At 68.2% G+C, this 12,625-nt stretch carries 9 protein-coding genes; 6 read left to right on the forward strand and 3 right to left on the reverse strand.

What is annotated here, in order from left to right:
- A partial coding sequence (locus tag AKI01S_RS31880; protein ID WP_067826024.1) for a tetratricopeptide repeat protein occupies positions 1-2,170 on the reverse strand: 2,170 nt, incomplete at its 3' end.
- A 237-nt stretch (positions 2,171-2,407) separates the two neighbouring features.
- On the opposite strand from AKI01S_RS31880, the gene AKI01S_RS31885 reads away from it, so the two are divergent.
- The 4 genes from AKI01S_RS31885 (at position 2,408) to AKI01S_RS31900 (ending at position 5,598) form a co-directional block, all read left to right on the forward strand.
- On the forward strand, positions 2,408-2,590 hold the full coding sequence (locus AKI01S_RS31885) for a hypothetical protein (RefSeq protein ID WP_067826026.1): 183 nt from the start codon (positions 2,408-2,410) through the stop codon (positions 2,588-2,590).
- Between the two features lie 326 nt (positions 2,591-2,916).
- Positions 2,917-3,489, forward strand: a complete 573-nt coding sequence (locus AKI01S_RS51045; protein WP_067826028.1) for a hypothetical protein — start codon at positions 2,917-2,919, stop codon at positions 3,487-3,489.
- 77 nt (positions 3,490-3,566) lie between these two features.
- The gene (locus AKI01S_RS31895) at positions 3,567-5,096 is read left to right on the forward strand and encodes an ISKra4 family transposase (RefSeq protein ID WP_067826030.1); all 1,530 of its coding nucleotides are present in this window, start codon (positions 3,567-3,569) and stop codon (positions 5,094-5,096) included.
- Positions 5,097-5,190: 94 nt separating this feature from the next.
- Positions 5,191-5,598, forward strand: a complete 408-nt coding sequence (locus tag AKI01S_RS31900; protein WP_067826032.1) for a DUF5958 family protein — start codon at positions 5,191-5,193, stop codon at positions 5,596-5,598.
- Between the two features lie 364 nt (positions 5,599-5,962).
- On the opposite strand, the gene AKI01S_RS31905 is transcribed toward AKI01S_RS31900, so the two are convergent.
- The gene (locus AKI01S_RS31905; RefSeq protein ID WP_067826034.1) at positions 5,963-6,241 is read right to left on the reverse strand and encodes a hypothetical protein; all 279 of its coding nucleotides are present in this window, start codon (positions 6,239-6,241) and stop codon (positions 5,963-5,965) included.
- A gap of 1,520 nt (positions 6,242-7,761) precedes the next feature.
- Here AKI01S_RS31905 and AKI01S_RS31915 point away from each other — a divergent pair.
- Positions 7,762-9,000 (forward strand): pentapeptide repeat-containing protein, encoded by a 1,239-nt coding sequence (locus AKI01S_RS31915; RefSeq protein WP_084000453.1) that lies wholly within the window; start codon positions 7,762-7,764, stop codon positions 8,998-9,000.
- A 1,080-nt stretch (positions 9,001-10,080) separates the two neighbouring features.
- Entirely contained in the window at positions 10,081-11,316 is a 1,236-nt protein-coding gene (locus AKI01S_RS31920; RefSeq protein ID WP_439951696.1) for an IS110 family RNA-guided transposase, read from the forward strand.
- Between the two features lie 134 nt (positions 11,317-11,450).
- Here the strand turns inward: AKI01S_RS31920 and AKI01S_RS31925 are convergent, their stop codons facing one another.
- Positions 11,451-12,263 carry a hypothetical protein gene (locus AKI01S_RS31925; RefSeq protein WP_067826040.1) on the reverse strand — a complete coding sequence of 271 codons (813 nt, stop codon included), beginning with the start codon at positions 12,261-12,263 and terminating at the stop codon, positions 11,451-11,453.
- Positions 12,264-12,625: the final 362 nt, after the last annotated feature.

The raw sequence follows: 12,625 nt of genomic DNA on the forward strand, positions 1-12,625 counted from the left end.
CCTCTCGGTAGGCAACAGCCAGGTTATGGCGGGAGGTCAGGGTGGAGGGGTGGTCGGCACCTAGCACCCGCTCGCTGTCGGCCAGCGTCTGGGTGTACAACGAGATCGCCCGCTGCACCTGGCCGACTTCTCGATAAGCAAAGGCCAGGTTGTGACGGGAGGTCAGGGTGAAGGAGTGGTCGGCACCTCGCACCCGCTCGCTGTCGGCCAGGGCCCGCTCCAGCAGGTTGATCGCCCGACCGGTGTCACCGACCTCTCGGTAGGCGAGGGCCAGGTTGTGGCGGGAGGTCAGAGTAGAGGGGTGGTCATCGCCTTGCAGGCGCTGGTTGGCAGCCAGTGCGCGTTCAAGGTAGGTGATCGCGCGGGTTAGCGCACCCTGGTCTTGCAAGAAGGCGGCGGTGCGGTCCAGCAGCCGACTGAGAGTGGAGGTGTCTTGGTCGGGACGTGTGTGGTCGGCCAAGGCCTCGATGTGGGGCAGCAAGGTCCGCCAGGCTGGCCACCCGGCTGGATCGAACGGGTCGGCGGGGCGGTTCTGGTTGAGCAGAGTGGTGGCTAGATGACAGGCGGCGGTGATGTCGTTGGCCCGGCGGTGGGGATCGATGGTGTGGTCGGCGCCTGGTGGAGCAGGAGTGCGCGCGATGGCCTGCACCAGTCGGTGCACGCCGATGCGTTGCCCGTCGTCGGACAGGGTGATCATGTTGTAGGCGGCCAACTGCGCCACCGCCTCTTGTACGGCCATCCCTGCGTCTTCGCCGGCCAAATGCTCGCCGAGACCATCCAGCAGGGCGCGGGGGATTTCCCCGGGCGCCCACCAGGCCAACACCCGCAGCACGGTTCCAGCCAGCGGGATGGCGGTAGTCAGGTGATCCAGGGTGGAGCGCCACACTCGCGCCACAGTCTGGTCCAGATTGTCGTCGTGGCCGGGGCGGGGGTGGCTGTACAGGGCGGCCGGATAGGTGGCCAATCGTTGCAGGTAGGCACGGGGAGAGCAGGCGTTGACGGCCAGGTAGCCAGCGGCCTGCTCGATCGCCAGTGGTAGGTACCCCAACTCCGCGCACAACTCATCAGCGCCTTCCAAATCGGCGCCGGGTCGTTCGGCGGTCACCGTACGGGTCAGCAGCTCCACCGCCTGCTCTGGCTCCAGCACGTCCAGGGCGATGACCTGGCCGGTGATGCGATGCCAGCCGGTGCTCAGTCGGCTGGTGATCAGCACCCGGCCCCCTGCTGCCCCGGCCAGGCGAGCCAGCACCGGTTCGATGTCAACCGGGCGGTGCACGTTATCCAGCACCAGCAGCCAGTCGTGGTGACGGGTCAACCAGCCGATGGCGTGCTCGGCCAGCGCCTTCAAGGGCTTGCCGGCCGCCTCAGCCCCCAACAACGCCGTGCCCAGCCCGGCCAGTCCCTCCCGCACGGCGGTAGGGCTGTCGGCCACGATCCACCACACCGTCTCCCCTTCGCCCCGTCGGGTGGCGGCCCAGTGCGCGGCCAGGGTGGACTTGCCGATTCCGCCCAACCCGTGCACTGCCCCCACCCGGCGGCCTGGGCCGGACCGCTGGTGTACCACCGCCGCCACTGGTCCCTCTCTTGCTGCCGCGGCGTCGAAGCTGGTGGTGAACGCGGCGTCCAGCCGCGCCAACTCGCCTTGGCGGCCGACGAAGAACTCACCGGCCTGTGAGGGTAGGTACACCGGCGCCGCTGTGATGGCCGACCTGGCGGTTGAGCTGATGGAGGCGCTGGTGCTCGTTTCGGTCGACGATGCCGAGTGGGGGGATTCGGTCAGGGTGGGTGAGCGGCGGGGGCGGCTGCGCGCGGCGCGACGCTCGGCTTGGGCTTGGGCACGCAAGGTCTGCCACCACGGCAACGGGCGCTGCTGGTAGCCGGGATGGGTGCGAACGTCCGGGCGGGCCAGCAGGAAGGTCACCACGAAGTCGAACGCTGCCGAGGCGCTGGGCACGGTCTTGCCGTTCAACCAGTCGTTGAAGGTAGAACCAGGCAGCTTCACCGGTGGACGCTGCGCCGCCGCCTGGCGCGCCAGTACCGCATGCTCGGGCGCCCCAGCCGCCTCATACAGTCTGCGCAACTCCACCGCCAGTTGCTCACCCGCACTCGCCGGGGCGGCCTCCGCGCCGGAAGTCGACGGCGTGCCCAGTCTTCGCTGCTGGTCTGTCACGCCCGCCCACCATCTTTCCCGTCTTCTCGCCCACGCCGGGCCCTGTCCTTCCGGTGATGCTCCGGTCCGGATCAGCATCGGAGCACCGGATCGAGGTCAGAGGCGTCTGGTCATCCAGCATGTCCTATCCGGTCGGACCTGCGGACAGATCGCCGGAAACCGTCCGGACCGCCTGGATCAAGGGCATCGGACCCCGCTGGCATCCCGCTTGGGGTCACAGCCCGCCAGGAGTTTGCGATGGCTCATCCCAACGACCTCGCCCGCCCCACTCCTACGACTGCCCCCGTCGAGGCCTGCGGCTGCCAGGAGGACCATCGGTCAGCCAAGCGGCACCGCCGCATCCGCACCGCTCTGACCGCCGCGTGCGTCGCCATCACCACGACCATCCGGATCATCACTGAGGGCTTCCTCAGCGGCTGACCACCGCCTGTGCACCACCAGCGGGGCCCGACACTCAAGGTCGGGCCCCGCTGCTTGCCGGGCTCGAGTTCTGTACCAGTCCACCGGCACCCACAACGCCGCCTGAACGCCGGGGACATATCCGCCAAGCCGGTGACTACTGGGGACTATGCCAGGGCGCGGAACCGGAAGACCAGGACTTCAGCAGGCCGCCCAACTAACTTCTGGTCTCGGCCGCTACTGTGATGGCCGTTCTCTGTTGGGTGCGGTTCCTCCTGAAGGACCTGGGTGAGCTGGGGTTTTGAGGGTTCGGTCGCTGTGCCTGGGGTCGTCTTCTACCGTTCGAGGTGGAGGCGACCACGATGGGTTCACTGTTTGAGGAGCTGGCGCGGCGCGAGGCCGTGGCACGGCAGCGGATCGAGGAGATTCGGGAACAGATCGTCGAGTTGACCGGGCTGCTGGAGGTCGAGGAGGACCGGCTGTCGCGGCTGGTCATCACCCGGGAAACGGTGGAGGAGGTCGTGGGCGAGGCGGCCGGAACGGTGGAGGACCTGGCGGTCGAGTTCGACCGCGTCGATCCCGGTGCCTCCAGCGGTGTGGCGGGCTCGCCGCCGATTGGGGTGCTGACGGTGCCGCCGTGGCGGCCGGGCCTGATGGCGGCGGCATTGCCGACGGCGTATCGGGACGCGGTGGAGATCCTGGCTGATGCGGCCGCGCCGATGCGGGCCGGGCAGATCGCGACCGCGATGGGGCTGGAAGACACTGCGGCCAAGCGCGAGGGGCTGCGGTCCAAGCTCAAACGGCTGGTCGAACGCGGCTGGGCAATGGAGAAGGAGCCGGGGTTGTTCACGCTGACCGCCTCGGCGACGTCCGAGCCGAGCGGTGAGCCGGGCGGCATGGCCTCGTCACCGGTGGGGTGATTGCGGCGGGCTCTTCTTCGGGTGCAGGTTCGAAGGCAACCACACCAAACCGCCCGCGCCGGGAAGAAGAGCCCGCGATGGAAAGCTACGTCGCCGGGACGGGCGCTGACGTCTTTGCGGCCGCCAGGGACATCTTCAACTGTCTGATCGGACAGCTCACCGACTCCCCGGCCCTGTCCTTCAGCCACGATCAGCTCGAGGACCTACTGGTTGAACGAGGGCGGGAGTTGCAACGGCTGTTGTTGCAGGCCCACCTGGATCTGCACGCCGAACACGAACGCCACGACGCCGCGGGTCTTCGCGGCACCGGCGCCGGGATCGTGGGACCTGACGGGATTGAGCGCCGCCGCCTGGAGACCGGGCACCGGCGGCTGCTGGCCACGGTGTTCGGCACCGTCACCGTGACCCGCTGCGCTTGGCGCGCCGCCGGGACTGAGTATCTGCACCCGGCCGATGCGGCGTTGTCGCTGCCGGCCGGGCGGCACAGCCACGGCCTGGCCCGACTGGCCGCGCTGGAGGCCGCGCGGGGCTCGTTCGACCAGGCGCTGGAGTCGATCAACGTCCGCTGCGGGAACGTGGTGGGCAAACGGCAACTGCTGGAGCTAGTGCGGCGGGCGGCAGGCGACATCGACAGCTTCAACGCTGCGGTCATGCCGCTCCCGCGCACCGCCGACGAACTACTGATCCTCAGCACCGACCAGAAAGGGGTGGTGATGCGGCCCGAGGCGCTGCGCCCGGCCACCGCCAAGGCCGCCGCCCGCGCCACACGCACCTTCCGCACCCGCCTGGCCGCCGGAGAGAAACCAGCGCGCAAACGAATGGCCACTCTGGGAGTGGTCTACGACGCGGTCCCCGCGCCCCGCCGCCCGCATGACGTGATCGCCGTTCCCGGCGGCCGCCACGGAACCCGGCGGCCGCGGCCCGGACCGCGCGCGAGCGGGAAATGGCTGGGCGGATCCGTGATCGCCGAACCGGAGCAGGTGATCACCCAGGTCTTCGACCAGGCCCAAGCCCGCGATCCCGCGCACGCGCGCACCTGGGTCGTGCTGGTCGACGGTGCCCGGCACCAACTGGATCTGATCCATGCTGAGGCTGCCCGAAGAGGGATCTCGATCCACATCGTGATCGACTTCATCCATGTGATCGAAAAGCTCTGGGCAGCGGCCTGGGACCTGCACCACCCCGGTGACGGCGCGGCCGAGGACTGGGTGGCCACCCACGCCCTGGCGCTGCTGGCCGGACACACCGTTCAAATCATTGCCGCCCTGGACGCCCAAGCCGCCGCGCTCGACCCACACCGCCGGGGCGAGATCAACGCCTGCATCCGCTACCTGACCAACCACGCCGCGTTCCTACGCTACGACCAGGCGCTGGAAGCGGGATGGCCGATTGCCACCGGCGTCATCGAAGGCGCGGTCCGGCACGTCGTAGCCGACCGCCTGGACATCGGCGGCGCCCGATGGGGACTGGAGGGAGCCGAAGCCGTCCTGAAACTACGGACCGTAGTCGCCAACGGAAACTTCCCCGCTTATTGGAACCACCATCTCGACCAGGAACACCACCGCGTTCACACAGGCCGCCAGAACGAGTACGACCTGACCGCGTGATCAGCCCTCCTCTTCAGAAAGAACCGCACCCAAAGCTGCATTGTCCCGCCCCAGCTAGACTCACCAACGACCAGCGAGCTGCACAGGGGTAGCCATGACCGACGATCCTGCCGTCGTGCTCAACGAGCTTGCCCAAGGCCTGCGCCCGCTCGACTCGGGCATTGCCTGGTTCGACTCCATGAGTCCGCCACACCAAGCCCAGATCCTTCGCAAGCTCTCCAACTACTGCATCCAGGCACATCCCAGCCAAGAAGACATAGCCGAGAGCATCCGCCGATCTGGACTGCGCCCCACCCACACCCCCGCGGTCCTCATCGCCCGCCCGAACCCACACACCCAACTCGGCAAGATCATCCAGCTGCCTCAAGACGAGAGAATCAAGTCCTTCCGGCTCCTCGTCGCTCTCCTCGGGATAGCTGACCACAGCAGACGACTCAGGGACTGCGCTCACGGATGCACCCACCCCTGGCATCACCTCCAAGTGCAAGACGGCACACCGTGAGAGCAACAGAACGCAAACGGCGCTCAAACCCACCCATCTGAACGCCAACGGGTGGGGCCAGCTCTCACCGGTGAAATCAGGCGTACCGCGTGCGCCATCCCCGGGATAACACAGGTGACGTGCAAACGCAGGAACGAGAACAACTCCTACGTCCTCGCTCCCCGGCAGACGGACCTGCCGCCGCAATGGAACGATCAGGAACCGGCCCTGAACCCGTAAACCCGCGTAGGTGAGAAGGTCCTTCGAAAGGAACCGCACCCTTCTCTGTTGGGGCGCCGTCAACGGATATGGGTGCAGCCCGTTCTCCGTGAGCTATTCGTCCAGCCCAAAGCATCTGTCGGGAGCGCCGTTGCTGTCGCAGGCCTCAGGAGCCTGCGGTGAAGGCGCAGAGGAAGTAGAAGTTCTGTGGCTCTGGTGCAGGGCAGGACAACACCTTGATCAGCGTGGGCCAGTGGTGGGGTTCGATCGGGTAGTCGCCGAGGCCGAGCCACTCATCGTCGCCGTAGTCGAACAGGTGGCGGATCTGCAGGAGCTGCTCGAGCGTCACCGGAAAGCTTCCTGCGAGCCACTCATCAGGACCGAACCAGACCAGCTCCCAGCCCATGGTCTCAACGTCGAAGTCCCACGACCTGCCACTGTCCATGGGCTGAGCATGCCGCCGGAGCGACCGATGCCTCTACTGATTTCCGGACCAACCTGTCCCCAAGGAAGCCTGCGAACGCCGAACGTGCGGCGCGTCGCCTGATGGCCTATGCATCCGGTGGCTGCCGCTGGCCCGCCAGCAATTGCTCGACCTCCCCAACGTCCTCTACAAGGAGGGGCGTGACGGTCGCGGTCTCCCTCATGGCCGACGCCTATCGGGCGGATGGATCCCTGAGGAGGAGATCCTCGACACCTACCGTCTGGAACGCGGACACGTCCGCATGATCTACCGGATGGTCGGGCATAGGGTCGACATTGCCGTGATCTACCCCAACATCTGATCTGCTGTCTGGAACAACCGGCGTGGGCCGGGCAGTCGGTGAAGCCTGGCCCCGTACTCGGCGACCGTCGCCCGCGCTCCGTCGGCCAGCTGTGCGGCCACCGCGTACATGTCCCGGCCGTCTACCTCGCCGTAGCGTGTGAGCACCAGGATCCATACGCGCCCGGTCGTCGTGCCCCCCTGCAGTGCCCGGCGTTCGACTCCATGTCGGCCGGCTGACCCCTGCCGCGTTCCCTCCGGGGGAGGCATCTGGCCATGGCGCGACAGATCGAGCCGGGCAGCCAGGCCACCACGACCGTGTCGGGCTCACTTCTGCCGGAGTGACCTACTGCAGCAGCACGGAGTGCTCGGCCAGATATCAGCAGAGCACCACAGCCTCGCGTCATTGGCCCTGATGTCGGACCCAAGCCTCGGGATGGCGCGGTCGCACCGCGCGGACACTCTGCGGCGGAAACACCTCATAGACATTGGATGACGGCGCGAACATGATCCTTAATGATCGAACAAATATTTGATCATGGCTGGCATGGATGCGGGTCGAGATGCCGTCGAGGCCCCGCTCGCTGTCCATAGCGCCACCCCGCCCAGAGCCCGGCCATCTGGATCCACCTGGCGGGAGCGTGGCGGCCCGCCCTCATCGACCACTGGCAGCCTGCCCCCCGGCGGGTGGCTGGCTTGGATCCACCACCCCACCATTCCCGGGCGCAGCGGCCAGCCCTGGGGCCTGTATGGCTACGATCCCGCCACCGTCCGGCAGCGGCTCTCCCATGTGCCGCCCGACCAGTGGCGCAGCGCCTGCAGCGTCGAGACTGCGGCCGCCTACCAGTGGGGTTGCGGCGGCACCCGCAAGCGGGGTGAGCCCCTGCCGCCGGCGCCCTGCTGCAGCGCAGCCGTGAGTCAGGCGTATGTCGTTGAGGGGGCGCTGGTGTGTCTGCCCTGCGGGTACAGCACCGCCATCAGCGACAGCGACTAGAAGCGCATGCGGGCGGTACGAGCAGTGCCCGGCCATCGCGAGGTGGAGCGGGGGCATACCCCTCCCCGTCCAGACGAACGGCGGGAGCGCGGTGAGGCCAGGACGCCGGGCCGGGTCACTCGAGCCGGGGTGACTGGGGGAACCTTCGACCCTGCGTCCGTCTCTAACTCTTGGGGCGCTCTCCGCGCCTCGGGGTGGAGGTGCGGCGGTGGGCACGATCGCGCGGGCGCGGGCCAAGATGCGGCATCACGGAGCTGGTGTGCGGGCCGAGGCACGGCGGTATGGGCTGAACGCGCCGGTGGCGCGGAAAGCCGGCTGGGGGCTGGTCGGTCTGGTGCTGCTGGCGGGTGTGGTCGGGTACGCGGTGGCGCTGTGGAAGGTGCCCGACTGGATGGGGCTGACCGGCAAGCCTGACCGGCACAGCGCCCGGCTGCTGGTGGCCACCGTTGGCGGTGCGGTGGTGGTGGCCACCGGTCTGGTCTTCACCTGGCGCGGATACCGGCTCAGCCATCGCGGACAGGTCACTGACAGGTTCGCCAAGGCCCTGGAACGCCTGGGCTCGGCGGAGATGGATGTGCGTCTGGGCGGCATTCACGCCTTGGACCACGTCGCCCGGGACTCCGCCCCCCACCACGACGACGTGATCGAGGTGCTGACCACCTTCGTTCGCCGCCGCGTGCCTGAGCGGGCCGACCCGCCCGCAGCCACCGGCCAGCACACCGTGTGGATGCACGCCCCCCAACCAGCCCCGGAGCCGTACCGGCTCAACCAGCCCGAGCCCGATGTGCAGCACGCCCTCACCGTTCTTGCGAGCCGCCCCCGCCGTCCCGAACGCAGTGCCTTCGATTTCACCAACCTTCACCTGCGCGGCGCGAACCTGTACGGCGCGGACCTGACCGGCGCCAACCTGGCCGGCGCGAACCTGGCCGGCGCGAACCTGGCCGGCGCGAACCTGGCCGCTGCGAACCTGACCGGCGCGAACCTGCCCAAGGCGGACCTGCCCGCTGCGGACCTGACCGGCGCGGACCTGACCGGCGCGGACCTGACCCGCGCGTACCTGCCCGCTGCGGACCTGACCAGCGCGAACCTGTACGGCGCGGACCTGACCGCCGCGAACCTGCCCAACGCGTACCTGCCCGCTGCGGACCTGACCAGCGCGAACCTGACCGCCGCGTACCTGCCCGGCGCGGTTTTGACCACCGCGGACCTGACCGCCGCGAACTTGGCTGGCGCCGACCTGACCGCCGCGAACTTGGCTGGCGCCGACCTGACCGGTGCGAACCTGGCTGGTGCCGAGCTGACCGGTGCGAACCTGGCTGGCGCCGACCTGACCGCCGCGGATCTGACCGGCGCGGACTTGGCTGGCGCGGACCTGCGTGAGATCCGTGGCGTGACGGCTGAAGAGGTGTGCTCGGTGGCCCGCACCGACGAGACCACCCGGTTCTGAAGGGGCCACGGGCAGGTGGACACTGTTGACGCTCCAGCCAGGCGAACGCACTAAGTGCAGCGCCGAAACCGCAGCGGCGTTCCAATGGCCACGCTGCGGCGGCACGAGAACCCTCATAAAGGACCTGCGGCCCACACCCTGCTGCTCGGCGCTCGTGAGCGAGGCGTACATCGTGGAAGGTGCGCTCGTTTGCCTACCCTGCGGCCACGCAGTTGCCGTCGAATCTGCACATGGCTGCACATGATCTTGCCGCCCATCGGAGTAACGGCGCAGGTCAAGAAGCACACCCGCCCGGCAACGAGTTGAACGCGATAAGAGCAGGTCAGCTGGGTTGTGGAACCCGCCGATGAGTCTAGACCCGATCAGCTAGCGTCAAGCGTGTCCTCGCCCCGCCACCTCCGTCACATGCCCGAGGCGAGGGAGCTAAGAAGGGGCGATGAGACCTGCCAAACATCGCGTGCCCCGGTACGTGAACATGGCAGAGCTGCGCGCACGGTACGAGACGTACACAGCGACTCCTGTTCATCAAACGGAGTTAGGCGTGATTGATGAATACCCTCCCTGCGACCGGAGCAGCCAATATCGGAGGCCTTCGGTCGCTTGCCGATCGGCACCCCCTCAGTCCTACCTTGGGGCTAATCGCATGTTGTGAGCGGGTGCCGGGTCTCAGAGCCTGATCTTTGGGAGGGCACCAGATGCCTATCCCCAGACCGGTCCGCCGGTGCCCGCTCGCTCGGATCGCTGGCCGTCGTGGCCGGTGGATGCCGGGTTGATGAGCCTGACCTTGGGAGGACCCTGTCGAGGTCTCACCTCAGACCGGCCCTTCCGGCATTCTCCGGTCACGACAGTGGCGGTTGGTGAAGCGTGGTGTTCGTGGTTCGAGCCCGTGCGCAGGGCCGATCTCCCAGACACGGCCAAGCCGGTGAGCTCTTGTGGCAGAAGGAGATCCCTGCGGATCGCTGGAGCCGCGAACGGCTGATCGGATGTCGGACCGGCGAGTCCTTCGATTAGCAGGCCGCGCGTCTCCGCTGCGGCTGTGAGCTGCACCAATGAACCGCCTACCTGCTGCTTGGAGGAGCATTGACCAGGCTGTTTTGCGGGGTCGACTGGGCTGAGCACCACCACGACATCGCCATCGTCGACGACACCGGCACCCGGGTCGCCAAGGCCCGCATCACCAACGACGCCGCGGGCCTGCGCACTTTGCTGACCCTGCTGGCCGAGGCCGGCGACTGCCCAGACGCCCCCATCCCAATCGCGATCGAAAAGCCGCACGGACTGCTGGTGGCCAGCCTGCGCGCCACCGGCCGCCAGGTGTTCGCCATCAACCCCTACGCGGTCGCGCGCTATCGCGGCCGCCACAGCGCCTCAGGCAAGAAGTCCGACGAGCAGGACGCGCTGACCCTGGCAGGCATCTTGCGCACCGACATGGCCGCGCACCGGCCACTGCCCGCCGACTCCGACCTGGCCCGCGCGATCACCGTGCTGGCCCGCGCCCAGCAGGACGCGGTCTGGGACCACATCCAACTCGGCCAACGCATCCGCGCCCTGCTGCATGACTACTATGCCGCCGCGCTGGAGGCGTTCGCGCACCTGCCAGGCGGCAGTCTCACCAAGGCCGAGTCCCGCGTCCTGCTGACCCTGGCGCCCACCCCCACACGCGCCGCGACCCTCACCCGCGGCCAGATCCGCGCCGCCCTCAAACGCGCGGGCCGCGCCCGCCACATCGAGCAGGACGTCGAACGCCTGCACCAGATCTTCCGCGCCGAGCACATGCGCCAGCCCGAGCTGATCGAACAGGCCATGGGCCACCAGCTGACCGCACTGCTAGGCCAGCTCCAAGCCGCCTGCACGGCCGAGCAGGACCTGGCCACCGCAGCCGAGGAAGCATTCGCCCAGCATCCCGACGCCCAGATCATCACCAGTTTCCCCGGGGTTGGCCCCCTGGTTGGGGCCCGCGTCCTGGCCGAGCTCGGCGATGACCGGACGCGTTTCACCGATGCTCGCGGCTTGAAGGCCTACGCCGGATCGGCACCGGTCACCCGCGCCAGCGGCCGCTCCCGACAGATCATGAACCGCAAGGTTAAAAACGACCGCCTGGCCGCCGCCGGCTACGTCTGGGCCTTCGCCTGCCTGCGCCCCTCACCAGGAGCCCGCGCCCACTACGACCGCCGCCGCACCACCGGCGACACCCACACCGCAGCCCTGCGCCACCTGTTCAACCGCCTGATCGGCTGCCTGTTCCACTGCCTGCAAACCCGCCGGACCTACGACGAGACCATCGCGTTCCCACCCCGAATGCTCGCTGCTGCTTGACACCGCAACGTGCTCGGATGTCTGAGGTCAGCTTCGGGAGTGGAACGCCGCACCCGCCGCGCCGCCCGTTCGGGCACTGTCGGCGACCTGGAGCGCTGGAAGATCCGACGCGCGGTACGGGGCTGTGATGTCGCCTACGTGGTTTGACCCATGTTGGCGCTGGAACCTGCTGTACCGGTGGCGTTGTTGGTCAGGGCCTCGAAGTGATGCTGGAGGGCGGTCATCTTCTCCAGGTAGCGGGCCGCCATCTGCAGATGGGTGTGGGCGGTGTTCTCATCGACGTCGCGTCCGGTGGGGTGCCCGGCGTCGTTGCGGGTGACACGCAGCAGGTCGGCGACGGCGTCCATGGTGAGGTTGTCGCCGAGGTCGTCGGGCAGGGTCGGTCGCAGGGGCTCCAAGCGCTTGCGCAGTTCCAGGAACCGGGTGTGCTGGGACTGCTTGGGGTTATTCAGGGCCTGCTTGAGCTTGTCGGCGGTGCCGCCCAGCCCAGGGTTGGCGTCGAGGGCGGCGACCACGCTGTCGGCCAAGCCGATGAAGACCTGCTCGGAGGCCACGCCCAGCATCACCGAGCAGGCCAGGAAACAGCCCGCGTTGAAGGCACCCAGTGCTTCTTGCACGTAGCGCAAGGCGACAGGGTTCAGATCGGGGACCTGGCGGCGTAGTCGGCTCAGATACCCCTCAGGGTCATAGGGCTCCCAGGGCCCACCGGTGATAGCGGCCCGGCCACGCTCCGACAGCCTCCACCGCCAGTTGTCAGTCCCAGAACCCTGGCCGTCGGGATCCAGATAGACCAGGCCGTCGGCGACCAGCCCCCAGAGCACTTCCCACGCCTGGGTCAGGCTGACACCGGTCTGAGCCCGGATCGTCGAGGGCAGGTAAGACTGGCTGAAACGGGTGTCACTGGTCGAAGAAGCCAGGATCTTCAGTACTTTGCTGCGAACGTCCATCGAACGAGGCTAGGAAACGAGAACCCCCGCGCGCAGCGCATCGAGGACGTCGAACGCACCGACCACCACCAGGTCGCCGCCCAACGCGCACCACGGCAATGCCAGCACGACCTCACCACGGCTACGCCCCCTACCTTCACTGCGGACCCGAACTGGGCGGCCCCCGCCTCGGCATGTAGGCCGCCCGCCGGTCGACCGGTCCTCCTTGGGGCCCGGCCGGAATACGGGAGGAAGGCACCGCGCCGAGGTGCTGATCGGACAGTGTGGGAGTTCTGCCAGGTGCGCGGCGCGCAGTACGTACCGGTCGCCGGTCAGGGTGAGCTGCTGTCACGCCGGGTGCGACGAGGCCGGCATGCGGAGTC

Origin of the sequence: Actinomadura kijaniata NBRC 14229 (genome assembly GCF_001552175.1) — a bacterium.
Lineage (GTDB): Bacteria > Actinomycetota > Actinomycetes > Streptosporangiales > Streptosporangiaceae > Spirillospora > Spirillospora kijaniata.